This is a genomic window from Flavobacterium frigoris (assembly GCF_900111075.1).
In the GTDB taxonomy this organism is placed as follows: domain Bacteria; phylum Bacteroidota; class Bacteroidia; order Flavobacteriales; family Flavobacteriaceae; genus Flavobacterium; species Flavobacterium frigoris.
The window spans coordinates 55,445-77,399 of sequence record NZ_FOFZ01000016.1 but is presented as its reverse complement, the minus strand read 5'-3'; the positions used below and the strand labels follow the sequence as shown (position 1 = coordinate 77,399).

Genomic DNA, 21,955 nt, shown 5'->3' with positions numbered 1-21,955 from the left:
TTGTAACGAATAGCGGGAAATAGCTCCTAAAAAAAAGAGGCTACTCCTTTATATATAGGTATAGCCTCTTTTTCTATAATGGGGAACGCCCAAATAGTTTGCTACTTGAAATAAATCACCTTGAACAGAGAAAAATAAAAACATTTTCGACTTAAACCTGATTTTTATTGCTCCACAGATTATTGACTTACTCCTTAGTCCCCAACTTTCAAACTTGATCCATTAGGAACTATTCATTTTAAGCACAACATCTTTGTCTAATTCTTAGACATAAAAAAACCCTCTTGATTTACAAGAAGGTTTTTCGTCGGGGTGGCAGGATTCGAACCTGCGGCCTCCTGCTCCCAAAGCAGGCGCGATAACCGAGCTACGCTACACCCCGTAAGCGGGTGCAAATATAAAACTATTTTTTGTTTAAACACTACTTTTAAAAAATAAGATCTAAAAAATATTTATTTAAAAATTTTGTTAATGTATTTTCTATAAAAAATTCGTTTTTTACTATTTAAATCTGCACTATCGCCTGCTTGGTTTAAAAATAAAGCCACTGTCCTATCAATCTGTCTATTAACTTCGATATAAGAAAGAACTTCTTTAGTATCATTAACACAAAACAATAGTGATTTTAGTATTTAAACCTTAGAATACGGCAATATACTAGGCAGCGGCAGTAACCTCTAAATTTCTAAAACTAATCTAAACTAAACCACTACGGAATGAAAGTCCACAGATTTGGTTTGACAGATCGAAAGTCTGCACGGTTAAAATTTCGTTACGAATTTCACAAACCTAATACTTATTAATTCGTGCTAATTTGTGAGATTCGTGGCGAAAAACATTTTTAGAAGCTAAAGCAAGATGCACTAAAGCACATAGTTTTAACTATAATTTGAGACCAATAAAGTGAACTCCTTACTAAAAAGCAATACAGTCCTAATTAATCTTTAACAAAATAGATTTTTAGAAACCATAATAAATTGTATTTTTACCGTTCAAAAATTATAAAATAAATGGGCAAAATCATTGCGATTGCTAATCAAAAAGGAGGAGTTGGAAAGACTACAACATCAGTAAATCTTGCCGCTTCCTTAGGTGTTTTAGAAAAGAAAGTCTTACTTATAGATGCTGATCCACAGGCCAATGCCAGTTCTGGATTAGGAATCAACGTAGACGAAGTTGAAATTGGGACATACCAAATTCTGGAACATAGCAATACACCCAGAGAGGCTGTCATAAAATGCTCAGCACCAAATGTAGATGTAATTCCATCACATATTGACCTTGTTGCTATCGAAATCGAATTGGTAGACAAGGAAAATAGAGAATATATGCTTAAAAAAGCCCTAGAAAGTGTAAAAGATGACTATGATTATATAATCATAGATTGCGCACCTTCACTTGGACTACTTACCTTGAATGCATTGACAGCAGCAGATTCAGTAATAATTCCTATTCAATGTGAGTATTTTGCACTAGAAGGTTTGGGGAAATTACTAAATACGATAAAAAGCATTCAAAAAATTCACAATCCAGATCTAGATATAGAAGGATTACTATTAACTATGTTTGACTCCCGCTTGAGACTATCAAATCAAGTTGTAGAAGAAGTGCAAAAGCATTTTAACGATATGGTTTTTGATACTATTATTCAAAGAAATGTAAAGTTGAGCGAAGCGCCTAGTTTTGGCGAAAGCATCATCAACTATGATGCAACCAGCAAAGGAGCTACAAATTATTTAAATTTAGCTCAGGAAATTATAAAGAAAAACAGCAAATAGTTTTATGGCAAAAGCAATAAAGAAACAAGCCCTAGGCAGAGGATTATCCGCACTATTAAAAGACCCTGATAACGACATCAAATCAGTAAACGATAGAAATGCCGACAAAGTCGTTGGTAATATTATTGAGCTTGAAATAGAGGCTATTGAAATAAATCCTTTTCAACCTCGAAGTAATTTTAATGAAGAATCATTAAGAGAACTTGCCACTTCTATAAAAGAGTTGGGAGTTATCCAACCTATTACCGTTAGAAAATTAGAATTCAATAAATATCAGTTGATTTCAGGGGAACGCCGTTTAAGAGCTTCCACTCTAATAGGATTAACAACTGTTCCAGCCTACATACGTATTGCAAATGACAATGAATCTTTGACCATGGCTCTGGTCGAAAACATTCAACGTCATGATTTAGATCCTATAGAAATTGCATTATCGTATCAAAGATTAATTGATGAAATCCAATTGACACAGGAACAGATGAGTGAGCGAGTAGGAAAAAAACGCTCTACTATTGCCAATTATTTGCGTCTTTTAAAACTGGATCCGATTATCCAAACAGGAATTCGTGATGGTTTTATCAGCATGGGGCATGGACGCGCTATTATCAACATCGAGGATTTAGACATTCAAACTGATATCTATCAAAAAATAGTTAGTCAAAACCTTTCTGTTCGTGATACGGAAGCTTTGGTAAAAAACTATCAGGAAAGTCTCAAACCAAAACCAGCAGCAAAAGCAAAATCATCATTAGGATTTGAAATCGAAGAAATTCAGAAAAAGGTTTTTACTAATTATTTCGGAACCATTGTAGATGTAAAAGTAGCTGGAAACGGAAAAGGAAAAATCACAATTCCATTTCAATCAGAGGAAGACTTCAATAGAATTTTAGAATTAATAAAAGAATAGTGCATAAAGCTCTTTACATAGGATTGTTCTTTTTTATTATAGGACACACCACTCTTTTTGCTCAAGTAAAAAAAGAAGCTACTCTTGTGGCTAAAGACACGGTAAAGACAAATGAAATAGATCCGCTTACCCCTGCAAAAGCGGCATTCTATTCTGCTCTTTTACCTGGTTTGGGACAAGCATACAATAAAAAGTATTGGAAAATTCCTCTTGTTTACGGTGCTATTGGAACTAGTCTTTATTTCTACTTAGACAATAATAAAAAATACCATCAATACAGAGATGCTTACAAGCGTAGAATTGAAGGCTATAGTGATGACAATTACTCGTACCTTGATAACTCCAGATTAATTGCCGGACAAAAATTCTACCAAAGAAACCGAGATTTATCTGCCTTGTTTGTTGTCGCATTTTATGCATTAAATATTATCGACGCTAATGTAGATGCTGCCTTACTGCAGTTTAATGTTGATGAAAACTTATCAGTTCGACCAGTAATTTATCCTAATGATGTAACATTAAAGACAAATGTAGGTCTAACATTTAATTATAATTTTTAGATCTTAAATAAGACTACTCGTTTAGCATCTGATTTTTAAATTTATAAATACATACCAAATGAAAATTGCGCTTTTAGGATACGGAAAAATGGGTCAGGTAATCGAAAGAATTGCACTTGAAAGAGGGCATGAAATTGTTTTGAAAAAAGATGAAAACAATACCTATGATGGACTTTCAGCTGCTAATGTTGCCATCGACTTTAGTGTCCCTACTGCGGCGGTACCTAATATTTCCAATTGTTTTCATGCTAATGTGCCTGTAGTTTCAGGAACAACAGGTTGGCTGGAACATTATGATGAAATGGTAGCGCTTTGCACAGCAAAAAATGGCGCTTTCATTTCCAGCTCCAATTTTAGTTTAGGCGTTAATATATTTTTCGAAATCAACGAATACCTGGCTAAAATGATGGCAAAGCTAGATAGTTATACCATTGACATGGAGGAAATCCACCATACTCAAAAACTAGATGCACCAAGCGGCACTGCAATCTCACTAGCCAAAGGAGTAATTGAAAACAGTCATTACACGAATTGGACATTAGAAATCCCCGCAGCAAATCAAATTCATATTGAAGCAAAAAGAATAGGTACCGTTCCTGGAACACATACAGTAACGTACAATTCAGCAGTTGACAGTATCGAGATAAAGCATACCGCACACAATCGTGAAGGATTTGCTCTTGGTGCCGTAATTGCAGCCGAATGGATTGTAGGTAAACAAGGTGTTTTTACAATGAAAGACGTTTTAGAATTAAAATAAATCAAATAACCTTTTAGGGAACTGTTATTACACTTCCCGTTCTATAAAACTAAAAAATTAAGCTATGTCTATATATCAATGGTTTGTGTTTTTCCTACTTGTACAAATAGTACACTTTTTAGGAACTTGGAAATTATATGAAGCCGCCGGTAGAAAACGTTGGGAAGCAGCAATTCCAGTTTACAATGCTATTGTATTGATGAAAATCATTGGTCGCCCTTCTTGGTGGACGCTGTTGCTATTTATTCCAATTATAAACTTGATTATGTTTCCTGTAATCTGGATCGAAACATTGAGGAGTTTTGGAAAAAAAACGAGCTTAGACAGTTTTTTAGGAATAATTACATTTGGTTTATATATCTATTACGTCAATTACACCCAAAAATTAGATTACGTTGTTGACCGAAGTATCCATCCTCAAAATAAAACGGCAGATACCGTAAGTTCCCTATTGTTTGCCATTATTGTAGCTACCTTAGTTCACACTTATTTTGTGCAACCATATACTATTCCAACATCATCTTTGGAAAAATCATTATTGGTTGGAGATTTTCTGTTTGTGAGCAAAGTGAATTATGGTGCTAGAGTCCCTATGACGGCTGTTGCGTTTCCAATGGTTCATGATTCAATTCCAATTGTCAAAACTAAATCATACCTGAACTGGCCGCAAATCCCTTACTTAAGATTACCTGGAATAGAAGATATAAAACGCACAGATATTGTGGTTTTTAATTGGCCTGTAGATACCGTACATTACTTTTTTGAAGCAAAAGGAACCCCCGGCGTAATCAAGCCAATCGACAAAAAATCGAATTATGTAAAAAGATGTGTAGGCGTTCCTGGAGATAGTCTGTCAATAAAAAACGGCATCGTTTATATCGATGGAAAAGTACTGCAATTGCCAGAAAGAGCTAAGCCTCAGTTTTCTTATTCAGTCGCCTTAGATGGTAAAACACCTATTGATTTTGAATACCTATTAAAAGACATGGACATAACTGACGGTATTAGATATAAAGGTGTGTCAAAAGACACCTTACTTTTCAGAGCATTAACTGCTGCAGGAGCTGTAAGACTGCGAAATGTCCCTGGAATAACCGCAGTGACACAAGAAATCTTTAAAGGAACAGAAGACGGCATATTCCCGCATATCAATAAGTGGAATCGCGATAATTTTGGCCCGCTATATATTCCTCAAAAAGGAAAAACAGTAGTACTTAGCACAGAAACATTGCCGTTTTACAAAAGAATTATCACCGACTATGAATTAAATGATAACGGAGATAAAAACGACCTTAAAGTCACAGGAAGCGAAATTAGACTAAATGGTGAAATCGTTAAAAATTACACTTTCAAACAAAATTACTATTGGATGATGGGTGATAACCGTCATAATTCTGAAGATAGCCGTTACTGGGGATTTGTGCCAGAAAATCACATTGTTGGAAAACCAGTATTCATTTGGATGAGCTGGGATACTAATGGAAAAGGATTGAATAAGATAAGATGGGATAGAGTTTTCACAACCGTAAGCGGTGAGGGACAACCAGAGTCCTATTTTCAATATTTCTTAATTGCTTTAGCAATCTTTTTTGCTGGAGATTATTTTTGGAAAAAAAGAAAGAAAGCATAATTGAGTTATTTATGGATTTGGTTATTTGAAAAAAAAATAATCAAATCCACAAATAGATCAACAAATACAGAGATTATCAATTGGATTAATCTGAAACCAAAACAATCAAATCTCCGAATGAAACTTCTAATCCATCCTACTTACTTCCCATCAATAAGTCATTTTGTTGCCATATCGCAATCAGACGGTATTATATTTGAAATAGAGGATAATTTCCAAAAACAAACTAATAGAAACCGTACTTATATCTATAGTCCTAATGGAATTCAGTTACTGAATATTCCTGTTAAACACTCAAAAGATAATCATCAAAGCACTAAAGAAATTCAGATCGACTATGATTTTGACTGGCAGAAACAACACTACAAATCTCTGGAAACAGCATATAGAAGTTCTCCTTTTTTTGAGTTTTTTGAAGACGACATTCGTCCTTTCTTTGAAAAAAAAAATAAGTTTTTATTAGATTTAAACTTTGAGACCTTAGAAATTATCTCTAAATGTATGCGCGTAAAGTTTGACTATGTGACCACTGATGAATTTGTACAGAAAGTAGATACCAACCTAGTTTTAGATCGCAGATCTCTAGCGGATGGAAAAAAAGACACTTCTTCTTTTGAAAAATACATTCAAGTATTTGATGACAAACATGGGTTCATCAATAACCTAAGCGTTCTAGACTTACTCTTTAATGAAGGAAAATTTGCCTTAGATTATATGAAAAATCAAAAATTGGTAATTAAATAAAAATTGCTATTCTTTTATTCTAATGACAGCTGTGCCATAATGGGATAATGATCGGAGTTTTCGAATTCAGGAAAGCTTTCAAACCTTTTGACAGTCATCTTCTCATCAGCAAAAATATAGTCGATTCTAGTTGGGTAATACTTGAACTTATACGTTGCTCCAAATCCTTTACCCGCTTCTTCAAAACTATCTTTTAGCGTTCCTTTTATATTTCGATAAACATAAGAAAACGCACTATTATTCATATCACCGCATATGATAATAGGGTATTCACATTCCTTTTCATGCTTCTTAAAAATCTCTGCCTGTTGCTGTTGTTGCTTAAAAGCCTTACTAATTCTAAAAAGCATCATTTGCGATTTATTCTTATTAATCACATCTATATTCTCCGATATTTCATTAACATCAGGCGAAATCTTAATGGATTGCAAGTGCATATTATAAACCCTAATTATATCCTTTCCTTTCTTTATGTCAGCATAAATAACATTATTATTAGAGCTAGGAAATATAATACTTCCTTGATTTATTATGGGGAATTTAGAAAAAATGGCTTGTCCCGTTTTTATTTTGTCCCCTTCCATTAAAATATATTTATGGCGGTACACTTTAAGATCAATAACTGCGGAAGACGAAAACTCCTGAATGCATAAAATATCAGGATTCTTATCATTTATAAACTCGAGGATATCCCCAGGTACATCTGCTTTGTCTAGCCACTTAAATAGATTAAACAAGCGGACATTGTAACTCATTATGGTGAAATTCTTTTCGTCAGGCGGATACGTTTTTGCAGAAAACTTATAAAATTTATTAATAAAGGTAATACCAATCAGGAGTACCAAGCCAGACAAAATCATGCGTTTTTTAAACTGCATTCCCCAATACAAAAAAAACAGGCCATTTAAAATGAAAAACACTGGCATAAAAAGTGTTAACACAGATAAAATCGGAAATATTTTTGGAGCCAAAAAAGGCAGGATATAAGCGACAAAAGTGACAATAATAAGAACAATGTTCAAACTATACATTGCTTTATTGAACCAGGAAAGTTTTTTCATATTTCTACTTGTTCCATTAATTAGATTGTCAAATTACTAACGGCTAACTATTTAATTTATTTCTAAAATATGCAATAAAACTCTTATTTTCCAGCTTTAAACAAAAATTCTTTCTCCTCTTTAGTCAAACTATCATATCCTGACTGACTAATTTTGTCTAAGATTTCATCAATTTGTTGCTGCGCTTTGTCTTTTGTAATAATTTTAGAAAGCTTTTTTTCTACTGGCATACTGTAATTTTTATGCACTTTTTTAAAGGGCGTCGAAGGTGATTTTTTAAACAAATTGGTAAAAAAAGTAATAACCCTTGTTACTATTTCGCTCAAATCTGTTCCTTTTTGCAAAAATCGGATAAAAAGAAATCCAAAAAATGCACCCGCTAAATGAGAGATATGCCCACCTGTATTGTCCAAACGAAATTGCATTAGATCCAATATTAAAATCACCGCTGTAATATGCCATAACTTGATATTCCCGATCAGCAGCAACCGAACATTCATTAAGGGCTGATAAGTGGTAACTGCTACTAAAACAGCCATAATCGCCGCAGATGCACCAACAATGGATGCGCTTAAGTTTAAAATATAATAACCAGTAACAAACGAAATCCCAGCAAAAATAGCGCCTAATATATAGAGTCCCAATAATTGTTTTTGTGTGAAAAAAGTCAAAAATAGAGAACTAGAAAAATTCAGAACCATCATATTAAAAAGCAAATGCCAAAACCCGTCGTGAAAAAACGAATAGGTTAAGAATGTCCAGGGCTTTAATCCAAAAACAGAAGGCTCTGTAGACAAAGCGACCCAATTGGGAAAATAAAATGATCCTGCCTTAAATTCATAGAAAAAGACCAACGAAAAAAGAAAGCAGGCAACATTCCAATAGATCAATCTATGAGCTACACCCCCTAACTTATACTGCATTTTTAAGTCATCTAAAATATTCATTCTTTGTATTTAGGATTTTTATGAAATAAGATCTTTACGAGAAACGGTTTAGTTCCATCTATTGTCATTAAACTGATTCTTTTTCCAGTACCACATAATCAAGAATCCAAATAACGCACCACCCACGTGAGCAAAATGCGCGATACCACCACCGCCAAATATAGATTGTCCAGAAACTCCTAAATACAAATCTACTAAAACTAAACCAGGAACAAAATATTTTGCTTTTATAGGTACAGGAATAAACATCAAAGCTAATTCAGCATTAGGAAACATAAATGCAAATGCTACAATTACACCATAGATAGCGCCAGAGGCTCCAACTACGGTTCCCATATAAGCACTAGTGAAATTTTGATATTGCGAAACGGTCAATAGCTCTTGCCACTGCGTATTTACTTTTCCTTGATTCAAAAGCTGAAGAATCTCAGCCTTTGGAAAACCATTAGCAACTAGTGTATTTACCGCATCATTAAAATAGTAGTAATTAATTCCTGTATGTAGCAATGCCGCACCTAAACCACAAGAAATATAAAAGAATAGGAATTTTTTACTTCCCCAAAAACTTTCCAGAGCAGACCCAAAGGAATACAAAGCAAACATATTGAAAAAAATATGCATAAAACCGCCGTGCATAAACATATGAGTGATCGGTTGCCATACTTGAAAACCACTATTTTCAGGAAAAAACATCGCTAACATTTTGTAAGCAGGATCTCCAACGATTAAAGTTCCAATAAAAAAAAGAACATTAATTATAATTAATTGTTTTACCGTTTCGGTTACATTTCTCATAGTGCAAATTTTTTATCTAAATCTTCCACACGCATTGTGATGAAAGTTGGTTTTTGAAAAGGGGAAACATTAGGATCTTTACAGGCAAAAAGACCGTTTACCAAATTCTCTTGTTCTTTTACTGTTAAAGCCGTCCCTGTTTTTACAGCTAAACTTTTGGCCATTGATTTTGCAATCGTATCATTTTGACTAAAACTACTGTCGGGAATTCCATCTTGTAAATCACTTAATAATTGCTCTAAAACCAAAGAAACTTCGCTTTCAGTCACATTTACTGGAATCCCAGAAATAACAACATGATCCGTAGTAGTTTCCTCAAAAACAAAACCGGTATTCACCAAAGACAATTTTAAATCTTGGATAAGCTCCATTTCAGTAGCCGAAAAAAACAAATCCAAAGGAAATAACAATTGCTGACTTGATGCCTGATTTACTGTCATATTAGTCAAAAATTGCTCGTACAACACTCTTTGATGAGCCCGCTGCTGATCCACAATAACCATACCTGATTTTATAGGAGAAACGATGTATTTTTTATGAATTTGGTACGCATTATTAACGGTTTGCTCGACTTCTTCCTCATTGAATAACGACCCTGTCACTTCTTCACTTTCAAATGAAAAATCACTACTCCCAGAAATAAACTCCCCTTCTTGTTTTAATCCTACGTACAAACTTTCCCAACTAGATGTAGGCTCGGGCTTTTTATAATTCGAACCCGAATAATGCTTGTTTATTTTATCATCAGAAAAAGGATTGAAGCTACCGTCCACTTGTATCGTAGGCGTAGCACCCTCTAAATTTTTATAACTATAAGGAGTATCTAAATTAGAATCTCTGTCAAAGTCTAAAACCGGCGCGACATTAAACTGACCTAAACTATGTTTAATTGAAGCTCTTAAAATAGCATACATCGCATGCTCATCATCAAACTTAATCTCTGTTTTGGTTGGATGAATATTGATATCAATCGTATTAGGCGGCACCGTTAAATATAGAAAATAACTGGGTTGCGCTCCATCTCTCAAAATACCATCATAAGCAGCCATTATTGCGTGATGCAAATAACCGCTTTTAATGAATCGATCATTGACAAAGAAAAACTGTTCTCCTCTACTTTTTTTGGCAAATTCAGGCTTACTAACAAAACCTTGAATCGTCACGATTTCTGTCTCTTCCTGCACTGGAACTAGTTTCTCATTGGTTTTGCCAGAAAAGACATTAACTATTCGCTGCCTCATACTTGAAGGAGGCAAATTGAACATTTCGCTTCCATTATGAAAAAAAGTAAAATAGATATTTGGGTGTGCCAAAGCGACACGTTGGAACTCATCAATAATATGACGGTATTCTACCGTATCCGACTTTAAAAAATTACGACGAGCAGGAATATTAAAAAACAGGTTTTTGACCGCAAATGAAGTCCCTTTTGGCAGCACAGCTACTTCTTGAGAGACAAACTTACTGCCTTCGACAATAATTTGTGTCCCTAACTCTTCTTGGTCTTGTTTTGTTTTCATATCCACATGCGCAATCGCTGCAATGGAAGCCAACGCTTCCCCGCGAAACCCTTTGGTATGCAACGAGAACAAATCCTCTGCTTTACGTATTTTTGAAGTTGCATGACGTTCAAAACACAAACGCGCATCGGTAACGCTCATTCCTAAACCATTATCAATAACCTGAACTAGTGCTTTCCCTGCATCTTTTATAATCAATTTAATATCGGTTGCCTTTGCATCGACCGCATTTTCAAGTAATTCTTTAACAACTGAAGCGGGTCTTTGTACGACTTCTCCAGCAGCAATTTGGTTGGCAACATGATCAGGAAGCAATTGAATGATACTCGACATTAAAAAATATTTATTTAAAGTTTAGATTTTATTTTTAAAACCAAAGTGCACAAATTTAATGAATTTATGTTGGGTTTTAGGGTTTACTCAGTGATAAATAAAACAAAAAAACCTATACTATTAACTAAACAGTATAGGTTTTATTATAATATATTATTGCTTTATTCCTTTAGTTCTAAAGGCGTCCCCTCCTCTATTCTCAAAGGACCTGTTGACAACAAATTTTGATTCCCTTTTTGATGCGATAACGAAGCCTGTTGACGAATAAAGGCCATTTTAATCGCGGCTATTGCAGCTTCTGTTCCTTTATTGCCGTGAATTCCACCACTTCGATCAATTGATTGTTGCATGGTATTATCTGTGAGAACACAAAAGATAACAGGAATATCCGTTTGAACATTCAAATCTTTTATGCCTTGAGCAACACCTTCACAAACAAAATCAAAATGTTTGGTTTCTCCTTGGATCACACAACCTATAGCTATTACAGCATCTACGTTCTGAGTTTGCAGCATTTTTTTGCATCCATAAACAAGTTCGAAACTTCCAGGAACATTCCATCGAATAATATGCTCCGCTGGAACACTGTTTTCTAGAAATGCTTCTTCTGCTCCATTGTATAACCCTTCAGTTATAGCTTCGTTCCATTCAGCAACAACGACTCCAAAACGAAAATTTTTCGCTTTTGGAACACTGTTTTTATCATAAACGGATAAGTTTTTATTTACGGTCGCCATGTGATATAGTTTTTTTAAAATTGACTTTTAGATTTTATAAGTTAAAGATAGAATTTTGAAATCAAAAAACTGCAGTCTTAAACCAGAATCTTAAATCCTTTTTTACTATTGCGCTAAACCAATCAAAACATCAACTGATGCAGCCTCTGGAGACGCTTCGTAATTGTCTTTAATATCAGTAAAATATTTTAATGCATCTTCTTTTTCACCTAAAGCCAAAGCTGTTTTTCCTGCTTTCAACAAGAAGCGTGGTGTAGTAAAGTCATTTTTATTTGTTCCAGCAGCTTTAGCGTAATTTTTAAGCGCATCTTCTGGCTTGTTAGTTTCTGCATAAGCATCTCCAATTGCACCAATTGCCAAACTACTTAAAATAACATCTTCTGATTTGAATTTACCTAAATAATCAATTGCTTCAGCATATTTACCCGTGTTCAAGTAAGCCATTCCAGCATAATAATTAGCTAAATTTCCAGCATCAGTACCTGAATACTCATCTGCAATTTTAATAAAACCAAATTTACCTTCAGAACCGTTTAAAGATAATTTATACAATGAATCACTTGCAATTCCGTCTGTAGCTTGTTGAAAGTTTTGTTGTGCAACAAACATTTCATCTGCAGCTTCCAATTGTTTTGGCTCAGCAATAAATTTTTGATACACTAAATAACCAATAGTTACTAATGCAACAGCTCCTACAAATCCAATAATGAAATTTTGATTTTTAGCAACAAAAGCTTCCGTTTTTGAAGCAGTTTTGTCCAATGTTGAAAAAACACCAGCAGTTGTACTGTCTTTTTCATCAGTAATTACCTCTTCAACAGAATTATTTACTTCTTTTTCTTTTGGTGCTTTATATCCTCTTTTACTGTAAGTAGCCATTTAATTTTTAATTTAGTGAACGGCAAAAATAAAATTTTTATTCAAACCGACACAAAAAAACTAGGTTTTTATATTTAAATAAAAAAAATATTTTTTTTTAGGTGTTTCTCATTCTATTTATAAGAGAAAATAATTAGCACAGAAAAGGCTCAAAATGGCTTTATATCAATATTTTTCAATAATTTGCACCCACTTTAAAAAAGTCCTTCTAAAATAACAAAGTCCTCAATACCACCAAGCCTTAAACATGTATTTAAAAAAGATTTCATTATTCAATTACAAGAATTTTTCCGAAGCAAATTTCGAATTTGACGAGAAAATAATCTGCTTTGTAGGTAAAAACGGTATCGGAAAAACAAATGTACTAGACGCCATCTATCATTTATCCTATGGCAAAAGTTATTTCAACCCTTTAGCAGTCCAAAACATCAAACATGGCGAAGAATTTTTTGTTATTGATGCCGAGTTTATAAAAAATGAAAGAAACGAACAGGTAGTTTGCAGTTTAAAGAAAGGTCAAAAAAAAGTACTAAAACGCAATGGCAAAGCGTACGATAAATTTTCAGACCATATTGGCTTTATTCCCTTGGTCATCATCTCCCCAGCAGACCGGGATTTGATTGTTGAAGGCAGCGAAACACGAAGAAAATTCATGGATAGCGTCATCTCACAGTTAGACCCTCAATACTTACAACAACTAATCCAGTACCAAAAAGTACTAAACCAACGCAATGCATTACTGAAATACTTTGCTTTAAATCGCGTTTTTGAAAACGACACTCTTTCTATATATAACGAGCAACTTGATGGTTACGGAAAACACATTTTCGAAAAAAGAAAAGAATTCATAGCCCAATTCATTCCTATTTTCAACACACATCACCATGCTATAACCGGATCGCAAGAAACAGTTCAGCTGGTTTATGAAAGTCATTTATTCGAAAATAACTTACTAACGCTTTTACAAGAAAACATTAATAAAGACAGAGCGTTACATTATACCAGTGTGGGCACGCACAAAGACGACTTATCATTTGAAATCGATGGGCATCCTATTAAAAAATTTGGTTCTCAGGGACAGCAGAAATCGTTCTTGATCGCTTTAAAACTCGCACAATTTGAATTTCTAAAAAAACAAAGCGGCGTAAAACCTCTTTTACTGTTTGATGACATCTTCGATAAGTTAGATGAAAGTCGTGTAGCAAAAATAATAGAAATGGTCAATAGCGACACTTTTGGACAACTTTTTATCTCAGACACACACCCAGAACGCACCGAAGCAATCGTAAAATCGACACATCAATCCTATAAAATATTTAACTTATAGGTCGTTTATTTTATGATTTAAAAATCTACAATGCTTATTATTTTCTTAATTTTGCTTATTCAATTTCTAAATAAATTCTAATGAAATTTCGTTCAATATTCTTCTTATTGGTGTCATTAGCGATAGTATCGTGTACCGGACAAACCTCCAAAAACATACAAACGATTGAAGCAAAAGATTTTGCTGAAAAAATAAACACAACCCAAAACCCGCAAATCTTGGATGTACGTACCCCTGAGGAATTTACAGAAGGGCATATTGACAATGCTGCAAATGTAAACTGGCTTGGACACCGTTTTGTTGTGGAGGCAGGAAAATTTGACAAGACAAAACCGGTTTTTGTTTATTGCAAAAGTGGAGGCAGAAGTAAAAAAGCAACTGAAAAGCTTCAGGAATTAGGTTTCAAAAATATATATGAACTAGAAGGTGGCTTTATGAAATGGAGCGCTGAAGGTCTTAACAAATCAACAGACTAAACTATTGGTAGAGGAAGCCCGGAATATGATGAATCACTAAATACAAATAAACAAGTATTAATTGTTTCAACGCAGAATGGTGTATTCGATGTAAAAAACGGATCCTTACCCCACAAAGATGCAACCATAATTAACTGATAATGTTGTGATTATTCGCATGAATTCCGGATAAAAAAACCTAGCCATCAGAAAATAACATTGACAAACTTCCTGCACCTCTATTGTAACAAAGACAAAGAAGTGAAATGAAAAGGTCCCAATTTAATAAACAAAGTAGATTTAACAACCCCAGTATAATAACTATCGTATGCTTTCAAAAGATTCACTACAATTCCTCGAAGATTTAAAAGCAAATAACAATAGGGATTGGTTTTTAGATAATAAAAAAAGATACGAGATTTTCAAAAAAGACTACCATCAATTGGTTGCTGATTTTCTTGACATCATGAAACCATTGGATCCTACATTAGAACTACTTGAAGTGAAAAACTGCACTTTCAGAATCAATCGAGACATTCGTTTTTCTAAAGATAAATCACCCTACAAATCACACCTAGGAGTTTGGCTTTCATCTGGAACTAAGGGACAAAATCGTGCTGGTTATTATGTACATATCGAAAAAGGAGCCAGTTTTATCGCTGGCGGATTCTATGCGCCCATGCCAGATGATTTGAAAAAGGTGCGCAAAGAAATTGCCTATTTCCATGATGATTTAGAAGTAATTCTGAACGAAAAAAACTTCAAAAAGGAGTTTGGTGATTTTGATCGAAATGAAAAAAGCACCCTCAAAAACCCTCCTCGAGGATATGACAAAGAACACCCCGCAATCGAACTATTAAAACTAAAAAGTTTTGAAACCAGTGTGCAATTTGATATTTCAGAAATCTTGCAAAAAGATTTTGTTTCGAAAATGAGTAAAAAACTCATCCTTTTAAAACCTTTGAATGAGTTTATTAATCGTGCATTGACCTCTGACGAATTTTAATTTGTTTCGATGAAAAAAAGAAAAATACTTTTTCTTGGTGAATCCTATAGAGCTGATGCTCTAACTTGGACCAATGGGCTAAAGGAATTTGGCGATTTTGAAATAATCAGTTGGGAGTTAAAAACACCAAGTGATACTTTTTTCAACAGAACAAAACGGCTTTGCGAATTTAATTTTGCCTGGTTTAAAATTAACAAGATCATAAAGCTGCAGCAACCAGACATGGTTATTGCCGAAAGAACAACGAGCTACGGCTTTCTTGCTGCTTTATCTGGAATAAAACCAGTAGTTATCGCACAACAAGGCATAACTGATTTATGGCCAAAAGATTCTATTTTATTGCCGCTCAAAATAATAATTCAAAATTACGCCTTCAAAAAAGCAACTCTAATTCATGCTTGGGGGCCGGTCATGACTATTTCTATGGCTAAAGCCAATGTAGATATAAACAAAGTATTAGTGCTACCCAAAGGGATTGACTTAGTGAAATTTGATAATAAAAACACTGCAAATCCTAAAAAAATCAGTGCGATTGTAACCCGTTCTCTATTCCCTGAATACCGCCATGATGTTATTTTAAGATCTTTTGGCCTTTTAAACAAAAAAGGAATAGACTTCGCCCTGACTGTGGTAGGCGACGGGACACAGCTTTCTAACTTAAAAGACCTAGCGAAAAAATTAAACATTGAAAAGAAGGTTTTTTTTACAGGAAGAATTCAAAATACGGAATTACCGAAATTATTACAGCAGTCTAATTTCTATATCAGCATGCCAACAACCGAAGGCGTCTCAGCATCATTATTTGAAGCAATGGCCTGTAATTGTTATCCTATTGTTTCCAATATACCCGGCAATCAAAGTTGGATTACCCATCGCAAAAACGGACAGTTAATTACCGTAGATGATTCAAATATGCTTGCTGAAGAAATACTGTGGGCTTTTGAGAACAATGCCTATAGAAAAGAATCTGCTTTGAGCAACCGAAAATTTATCGAAGATAATGCCGATTACAAAATTAACATGAAAATAATTGCCAACAAATACCACGAATTAATCAACACTACTAAAACAGATTAGCAATGTGTGGAATTAATGGAATCTTACATATACAATCACAAAAAAAAGTGGATAGTCGAATCTTGGCAAAGATGCGCGATTCACTAGAACATCGCGGTCCTGATGATTCCGGCGTTTTTATTGAAAACAATATTGGTTTCGGCCATAGAAGACTTTCAATTCTTGATGTTTCAGCGGCTGGTCATCAACCCTTTCTTTCAGATAATGAAAGATATGTAATGGTGTACAATGGTGCAATTTACAACTTCAAGGATTTTTATCCTGAACTAAAAAGTAACGGATTTGATATCAATACCAGCTCTGACACTGAAGTCTTACTGAAGCTTTATGAGCTCTATGGCTTAAAAATGCTTTCTCGTCTCAACGGAATGTTTGCATTTGCCATTTGGGATAAATTAGAAAAGAAGCTTGTTTTAGTGCGCGATAGAATGGGTGTTAAACCCTTATATTATTCTTTTTATAATGAAACCTTCTATTTTGCCTCTGAACAAAAAGCCCTTTTTACAGCTGGAGTTCCTCTTAAAATAGCGCAGGACGGACTAGAAGAATATATTTTTAACCGCTTTGTAGCTGGGCAAAATACTTTATATCAAAACGTCAACAAAGTCCTTCCCGGACATAGTATGACCATTCATGAAGGAGGAAAAATCACTGTTAAAAAATGGTGGGATTTAAAAAAGGAAATACAAAACCAACCTGAAATTAAAAATCCGGTTGAATGGTTTAGAGAAACTTTTGATGACTCAGTAAAGTTAAGAATGGTAAGTGACGTGCCTGCGGGCGTTTTACTTAGTGGAGGCCTCGACTCTTCCTCAATTCTCGCTTCTTTAAACCACCAAAATTATAAAAACATACAAACCTTCAATATTGGTTTCAAGGAGGAAGAACATAACGAATCGTACTTGGCTAAAAAGATGGCTGAAAAATTAGGTTATGACTTTCACACTATGCAACTCGAGGGTAAAGATCTCTATGACAATCTAATACAGTCCACTTATCTTCAAGATGAGCCCATAATGCATTTAAGCGAACCACATCTATTGGCTATCTCCAAACTGGCAAAACCTCTGGTAAAAGTCTTGCTGTCTGGCGAAGGTGCTGATGAATTGATGGGTGGTTATGTTAGATACAAAACATTACAATACCCAGCGCTATTAAAATCAATTGGGACAATGGGAAATTTGGATCTTTTTGAAAAAAATCCACGGTATGAAAAATTAATTCGATACGCGCAAATCAGTAAAAAATCTGATTTGATGTTCTATAATGGTTCCAATATTTATCCTGGAGATATTTCAAAAACTTTCGGAATTCATGATACACCAAAAAATGAATATAGAAGAGAAATATATAAAGAGGCTAAATCATTGTATCCGGACAACTTAAGAAGACAAGCACTTTATTTTGATCAGCAAACCTATTTACGCTCACTCCTAGACCGGAATGATCGTGTCACCATGGGTGCGTCAATAGAATGCCGCGAACCTTTTTTAGACCAAAGATTAATAATTGGTTTAGGATCTCTTGATGATAAATGGATGTTTACCGGAAAAAAAGGGAAATTTATTCTAAAAAAAGCAATGGAAGACCGCCTCCCCGAAGAAATTCTAAAGTTTAAAAAGGTAGGATTAAGCGCTCCATGGGGTAATTATTTAATAAAAAGTCCCGCTTTCAAAGACGAATTACACTCTTTTTCGAAAAGTGATCTTTTTCGAATGCCTTATTTCGAAAATATAAACATCAAACAACTTATCCAGAATTTAGAAAAAGGAGATATTAGAATGATTCCTTACATTATGCCTTTATTTATGATGCATATCTGGATGAAAAGCTATGCAAATAAATTTTAATTCTTACTTTTGAGCCCAGAAATAATTCATAAAAAGCACTTTCTTTCATGGAAATACAAACTAATTTTTCTCTAAAATACTACAATACTTTTGGCATTGAAGCCAAAGCAAAACAATTTGTAGCCGTGCATACTATCGCCGAATTGACTGCTATTTTAGAGCAAAACAGATCCGAGAATAAATTCATCCTTGGTGGTGGCAGCAACATGCTTTTAACCAAAGATATAGACGCTTTAGTAATCCATATTGACCTAAAAGGGAAAAGAATTATTAGTGAAAATGAAGATTTTGTTTGGGTCGAAAGCCAAGCCGGTGAAAACTGGCACGAATTCGTATTATGGACTATTGGCCAAAATTTTGGCGGACTAGAAAACATGTCGCTGATTCCGGGTAATGTAGGAACTACTCCAGTACAAAATATCGGTGCATATGGAACCGAGGTCAAAGATACTTTTGTGTCTTGCGAAGCGGTAACCGTTGCAAATCTAGATTTAAAAACATTCACAAAAGAAGAGTGTCATTTTGGGTACCGCGAAAGTATCTTTAAAAACGAAGTAAAAGACCAATACATAATTACAACAGTGGTTTTTAAATTAACAAAACGAAACCATAATATCAATACATCCTATGGTGATATTACAAATGAATTAGCCAAAAACAACATTCTTAATCCTAGTTTAGAGGAAATAAGCAATGCTGTTATAGCGATTCGACAAAGTAAATTACCAGACCCAAAAGAACTGGGAAACAGCGGTAGTTTTTTTAAGAATCCTATCCTTTTAAAAATTGATTTCGAAAAAATACATCAACAATTTCCTGAAATGAAATACTACGATGTTTCAGAAACCGAAGTAAAAGTACCTGCAGGATGGTTGATAGAACAGGCTGGCTTTAAGGGAAAACGATTTGGAGAAGCAGGAATCCATAAAAATCAAGCGCTGGTTTTAGTGAACTACGGAAACGCTACAGGACAAGAAATCCTAACTATTTCAAAAAACATACAAGAAACGATCTTTACTACTTTTGGCATTCATATTGAAGCCGAAGTGAATATAATCTAAAATTTCAATACTAAAATTCCAAATTCCAATGCTGAGGAATTCGATTTAGTGACCAAATTCTAAAATCGTTAATCTAAATTCAAAAATCACATGTTCATTCCTGATATTTACAAAAACGAAAATCAAGAAGACATTCATGCTTTTCTACGGGAAAATAGTTTTGGTATCCTTATCAATCAAACGGAAGGCAGGTTAACGGCAACCCACATCCCGCTGGAACTAGACACCAACATAAAAGGAAATCTGATTTTGCAAGGACATCTCTCGAGAGAAAATCCACAATGGAAAGCTTTCTCTGAGAACGATGAAATATTGGCCATTTTCTCTGGGCCACATTCCTATATTTCTTCTTCATGGTACGATCACGAAAATGTACCTACTTGGAATTATATTGCAGTACATGTCTATGGAAAAATTAAAATCATCGAAGGGGAAGCCGTTATAGCATCACTAAAAAAATTAGTGGATAAATATGAAATAGCATCTTAAAATCCAGTTCGAGTGGAAGAATTATCCGAAAAAACCATGATGCAAACACGTGGAATTGTCGCTTTTGAAATTGAAATTATGGAAATTCAAGCGACAAAAAAGTTGTCTCAAAATCGAGATGACAAAAACCATGAAAATATCATCTCAGAATTAGAAAAAACCAAAGACAATCAATCAGTTGCGCTCGCAAATGAGATGAAAAAATGTCCTCGATAATTTTTTAAAAATTCAATAATTAATCATTTACAATTCACAATTCTATTCATACCTTTGCGCTCGATTTAATAACTCATAAAACTCAGATGCTTATAATAATTCTTTACTTTTTTATTGTTGTCGTTGCTATTCAACTTTTATATTATTTAGGCGTTTTCGGTAGATTTTCTTTTGCAAAAGCACAAACAACAACACCCAAACACCTTTCAGTATCTGTTATTGTTTGCGCCAAAAACGAAGAGGAAAATGTGGCGAATTTTATTCCGCTACTTGTTGAACAAAACTATCCCGATTTTGAAATTGTCTTGATCGATGACGCTTCAAGTGATGGTACTTTGGATATTTTTGAAGACTTTGAAAAACAATACCCAAATATTAGATTGGTAAAAGTTCAAAATAACGAAGCCTTTTGGGGAAATAAAAAATATGCGTTAACCTTAGGAATAAAAGCCGCCAAAAACGAGTATTTATTGTTTACAGATGCAGATTGCTATCCCACTTCAAAAGATTGGATTAGTGCGATGATTTCCCCGTTTACTGTGCAAAAAACGATTGTATTAGGATATGGAGGATACGAAAAAATCGCCAACTCTTTTCTCAACAAATTAATTCGTTTTGAGACTTTACTTACTGCAATACAGTATTTCTCTTGGGCAAAAATTGGCAAACCCTACATGGGAGTAGGAAGAAATCTTGCCTATAAAAAAGAAGAGTTTTTTAATGTAAATGGATTTATTAATCACATTCAGGTGAGATCTGGTGATGATGATTTGTTTATAAATGAAGCGGCAACAGCTAGAAATACTGCTATTGCTTACACTCCAGAAAGTTTCACGTATTCTAAACCGAAAACCAAATATAGCGATTGGATTACTCAAAAAAGAAGACATGTTGCTACGGCAAACCATTATAATACATTAGATAAATTACAATTAGGACTTTTCTATTGTTCCCAGTTATTATTTATTTTACTCCCTATTATCTTGTTATCTTTTCAATATCAATGGATCTTAGTATTGAGTTTAATTGTTGTTAGATATTTGTCTGCTTGGATTGTAATTGGTTTTTCAGCAGGTAAATTAAAGGAAAATGATTTGAAATATTGGTTTCCTATTGTTGAATTAGTTCTTATATTCACACAAATCAATATCTTTATAATGAATACTTTCTCAAAACCAGTACATTGGAAATAAATAATCAAATCGAAAAAGCAAAACAAGGCGATCAAGCGGCCTTCACCTTTCTATTGAATTATTACTGGAATGAAGTGTATGGCTTCATGTTAAAGCGTACCGAAAACGAGACCAATGCTGAGGATATCACTATAGAAACGTTTTCAAAAGCTTTTGATAAAATTGCAACTTATAATCCTGAATTTCAATTTAACACCTGGCTAATTAGTATTGCCAAAAACGTTCATATCGATCTACTACGCAAAAAAAAATCCAGTCTTTTTGTTGAAATCACAGACCAAGAAGATAGAAAGGCCTATAATATTGCTGACACTACACCTTCTAAGGAAGACGAACTGATAACAGAACAAAATCTTTCTCAACTCTTACAATATATAAAAGAGCTGAAACCTCATTACCAAGAAGTAATCCAATTGCGCTATTTCCAAGAAATGAGCTATCAGGAAATTGCCAATAAAATTGACGAACCGTTAAGCAACGTGAAAATTAAGCTACTTCGCGCAAAAAAATTATTGGCCGAAATTATTCGTGATAAACGATAATTAGCATTCAATTGGCCAAAACAGCTCTCCTACCCTATTCTTTTTTATTCTTCTTATTATTTCATAAAAATAACCTCTAATCCACATA

General features: G+C 34.1%; 20 protein-coding genes, 1 tRNA gene and 1 pseudogene. 15 read left to right on the top strand and 7 right to left on the bottom strand.

What is annotated here, in order from left to right; genetic code table 11:
- Positions 1-307 precede the first annotated feature (307 nt).
- Positions 308-382 (bottom strand) — tRNA-Pro (locus tag BMW63_RS15800).
- A 628-nt stretch (positions 383-1,010) separates the two neighbouring features.
- On the opposite strand from BMW63_RS15800, the gene BMW63_RS15795 reads away from it, so the two are divergent.
- The 6 genes from BMW63_RS15795 (at position 1,011) to BMW63_RS15770 (ending at position 6,379) form a co-directional block, all read left to right on the top strand.
- Positions 1,011-1,778, top strand: a complete 768-nt coding sequence (locus BMW63_RS15795; protein ID WP_074724425.1) for a ParA family protein — start codon at positions 1,011-1,013, stop codon at positions 1,776-1,778.
- 4 nt (positions 1,779-1,782) lie between these two features.
- On the top strand, positions 1,783-2,685 hold the full coding sequence (locus BMW63_RS15790) for a ParB/RepB/Spo0J family partition protein (protein ID WP_074724424.1): 903 nt from the start codon (positions 1,783-1,785) through the stop codon (positions 2,683-2,685).
- Complete coding sequence (locus tag BMW63_RS15785; RefSeq protein ID WP_074724423.1) at positions 2,685-3,245, top strand: DUF5683 domain-containing protein; 561 nt, start codon at positions 2,685-2,687, stop codon at positions 3,243-3,245. The genes BMW63_RS15790 and BMW63_RS15785 overlap by 1 nt, the downstream gene beginning before the upstream one ends.
- A gap of 58 nt (positions 3,246-3,303) precedes the next feature.
- Positions 3,304-4,005 carry a 4-hydroxy-tetrahydrodipicolinate reductase gene (gene dapB / locus BMW63_RS15780; RefSeq protein ID WP_074724422.1) on the top strand — a complete coding sequence of 234 codons (702 nt, stop codon included), beginning with the start codon at positions 3,304-3,306 and terminating at the stop codon, positions 4,003-4,005.
- A gap of 64 nt (positions 4,006-4,069) precedes the next feature.
- Positions 4,070-5,635: a signal peptidase I gene (gene lepB / locus BMW63_RS15775; RefSeq protein WP_074724421.1), complete on the top strand. Its 1,566-nt coding sequence runs from the start codon at positions 4,070-4,072 to the stop codon at positions 5,633-5,635.
- 117 nt (positions 5,636-5,752) lie between these two features.
- Entirely contained in the window at positions 5,753-6,379 is a 627-nt protein-coding gene (locus BMW63_RS15770; protein WP_074724430.1) for a WbqC family protein, read from the top strand.
- A 14-nt stretch (positions 6,380-6,393) separates the two neighbouring features.
- On the opposite strand, the gene BMW63_RS15765 is transcribed toward BMW63_RS15770, so the two are convergent.
- From BMW63_RS15765 to BMW63_RS15740, 6 genes are all read right to left on the bottom strand, one after another.
- Complete coding sequence (locus BMW63_RS15765; protein WP_074724420.1) at positions 6,394-7,440, bottom strand: endonuclease/exonuclease/phosphatase family protein; 1,047 nt, start codon at positions 7,438-7,440, stop codon at positions 6,394-6,396.
- Positions 7,441-7,523: 83 nt separating this feature from the next.
- Positions 7,524-8,387 carry a rhomboid family intramembrane serine protease gene (locus BMW63_RS15760; RefSeq protein ID WP_074724419.1) on the bottom strand — a complete coding sequence of 288 codons (864 nt, stop codon included), beginning with the start codon at positions 8,385-8,387 and terminating at the stop codon, positions 7,524-7,526.
- A 48-nt stretch (positions 8,388-8,435) separates the two neighbouring features.
- A complete protein-coding gene (locus BMW63_RS15755) occupies positions 8,436-9,182 on the bottom strand; it encodes a rhomboid family intramembrane serine protease (protein ID WP_074724418.1) in 747 nt (248 codons plus the stop codon).
- On the bottom strand, positions 9,179-11,035 hold the full coding sequence (mutL, locus tag BMW63_RS15750; RefSeq protein ID WP_074724417.1) for a DNA mismatch repair endonuclease MutL: 1,857 nt from the start codon (positions 11,033-11,035) through the stop codon (positions 9,179-9,181). Before mutL ends, BMW63_RS15755 begins: the two co-directional genes overlap by 4 nt.
- Positions 11,036-11,196: 161 nt before the next feature.
- Positions 11,197-11,772, bottom strand: a complete 576-nt coding sequence (gene ribH, locus BMW63_RS15745; RefSeq protein ID WP_074724416.1) for a 6,7-dimethyl-8-ribityllumazine synthase — start codon at positions 11,770-11,772, stop codon at positions 11,197-11,199.
- Positions 11,773-11,877: 105 nt separating this feature from the next.
- On the bottom strand, positions 11,878-12,651 hold the full coding sequence (locus BMW63_RS15740) for a tetratricopeptide repeat protein (protein WP_074724415.1): 774 nt from the start codon (positions 12,649-12,651) through the stop codon (positions 11,878-11,880).
- A 247-nt stretch (positions 12,652-12,898) separates the two neighbouring features.
- Between BMW63_RS15740 and recF the strand changes: the two genes are divergently transcribed.
- From recF to BMW63_RS15695, 9 genes and pseudogenes are all read left to right on the top strand, one after another.
- Complete coding sequence (gene recF / locus BMW63_RS15735; protein ID WP_074724414.1) at positions 12,899-13,978, top strand: DNA replication/repair protein RecF; 1,080 nt, start codon at positions 12,899-12,901, stop codon at positions 13,976-13,978.
- A gap of 80 nt (positions 13,979-14,058) precedes the next feature.
- Complete coding sequence (locus BMW63_RS15730; RefSeq protein WP_074724413.1) at positions 14,059-14,454, top strand: rhodanese-like domain-containing protein; 396 nt, start codon at positions 14,059-14,061, stop codon at positions 14,452-14,454.
- 307 nt (positions 14,455-14,761) lie between these two features.
- Positions 14,762-15,439, top strand: coding sequence for a DUF2461 domain-containing protein (locus BMW63_RS15725; RefSeq protein WP_074724412.1), 678 nt, complete (start codon positions 14,762-14,764; stop codon positions 15,437-15,439).
- 9 nt (positions 15,440-15,448) lie between these two features.
- Entirely contained in the window at positions 15,449-16,516 is a 1,068-nt protein-coding gene (locus BMW63_RS15720; protein ID WP_074724411.1) for a glycosyltransferase, read from the top strand.
- A 2-nt stretch (positions 16,517-16,518) separates the two neighbouring features.
- Entirely contained in the window at positions 16,519-18,366 is a 1,848-nt protein-coding gene (gene asnB, locus BMW63_RS15715; protein WP_074724410.1) for an asparagine synthase (glutamine-hydrolyzing), read from the top strand.
- Between the two features lie 47 nt (positions 18,367-18,413).
- Entirely contained in the window at positions 18,414-19,427 is a 1,014-nt protein-coding gene (gene murB / locus BMW63_RS15710; RefSeq protein ID WP_074724409.1) for a UDP-N-acetylmuramate dehydrogenase, read from the top strand.
- A 90-nt stretch (positions 19,428-19,517) separates the two neighbouring features.
- Positions 19,518-20,132, top strand: a pseudogene (locus BMW63_RS15705) (FMN-binding negative transcriptional regulator).
- 86 nt (positions 20,133-20,218) lie between these two features.
- Positions 20,219-21,325 (top strand): glycosyltransferase, encoded by a 1,107-nt coding sequence (locus BMW63_RS15700; RefSeq protein WP_074724408.1) that lies wholly within the window; start codon positions 20,219-20,221, stop codon positions 21,323-21,325.
- Entirely contained in the window at positions 21,316-21,867 is a 552-nt protein-coding gene (locus BMW63_RS15695) for an RNA polymerase sigma factor (protein WP_074724407.1), read from the top strand. The genes BMW63_RS15700 and BMW63_RS15695 overlap by 10 nt, the downstream gene beginning before the upstream one ends.
- Positions 21,868-21,955 lie beyond the last annotated feature (88 nt).

Coding starts and splice junctions, on each gene's coding strand:
- BMW63_RS15795 (WP_074724425.1), top strand. CDS start 1,011: ATGGGCAAAATCATTGCGATTGCTAATCAAAAAGGAGGAGTTGGAAAG.
- BMW63_RS15740 (WP_074724415.1), bottom strand. CDS start 12,651: ATGGCTACTTACAGTAAAAGAGGATATAAAGCACCAAAAGAAAAAGAA.
- ribH (WP_074724416.1), bottom strand. CDS start 11,772: ATGGCGACCGTAAATAAAAACTTATCCGTTTATGATAAAAACAGTGTT.
- murB (WP_074724409.1), top strand. CDS start 18,414: ATGGAAATACAAACTAATTTTTCTCTAAAATACTACAATACTTTTGGC.
- BMW63_RS15725 (WP_074724412.1), top strand. CDS start 14,762: ATGCTTTCAAAAGATTCACTACAATTCCTCGAAGATTTAAAAGCAAAT.
- BMW63_RS15755 (WP_074724418.1), bottom strand. CDS start 9,182: ATGAGAAATGTAACCGAAACGGTAAAACAATTAATTATAATTAATGTT.
- BMW63_RS15770 (WP_074724430.1), top strand. CDS start 5,753: ATGAAACTTCTAATCCATCCTACTTACTTCCCATCAATAAGTCATTTT.
- BMW63_RS15765 (WP_074724420.1), bottom strand. CDS start 7,440: ATGAAAAAACTTTCCTGGTTCAATAAAGCAATGTATAGTTTGAACATT.
- lepB (WP_074724421.1), top strand. CDS start 4,070: ATGTCTATATATCAATGGTTTGTGTTTTTCCTACTTGTACAAATAGTA.
- BMW63_RS15700 (WP_074724408.1), top strand. CDS start 20,219: ATGCTTATAATAATTCTTTACTTTTTTATTGTTGTCGTTGCTATTCAA.
- BMW63_RS15720 (WP_074724411.1), top strand. CDS start 15,449: ATGAAAAAAAGAAAAATACTTTTTCTTGGTGAATCCTATAGAGCTGAT.
- BMW63_RS15790 (WP_074724424.1), top strand. CDS start 1,783: ATGGCAAAAGCAATAAAGAAACAAGCCCTAGGCAGAGGATTATCCGCA.
- asnB (WP_074724410.1), top strand. CDS start 16,519: ATGTGTGGAATTAATGGAATCTTACATATACAATCACAAAAAAAAGTG.
- dapB (WP_074724422.1), top strand. CDS start 3,304: ATGAAAATTGCGCTTTTAGGATACGGAAAAATGGGTCAGGTAATCGAA.
- BMW63_RS15730 (WP_074724413.1), top strand. CDS start 14,059: ATGAAATTTCGTTCAATATTCTTCTTATTGGTGTCATTAGCGATAGTA.
- recF (WP_074724414.1), top strand. CDS start 12,899: ATGTATTTAAAAAAGATTTCATTATTCAATTACAAGAATTTTTCCGAA.
- BMW63_RS15760 (WP_074724419.1), bottom strand. CDS start 8,387: ATGAATATTTTAGATGACTTAAAAATGCAGTATAAGTTAGGGGGTGTA.
- mutL (WP_074724417.1), bottom strand. CDS start 11,035: ATGTCGAGTATCATTCAATTGCTTCCTGATCATGTTGCCAACCAAATT.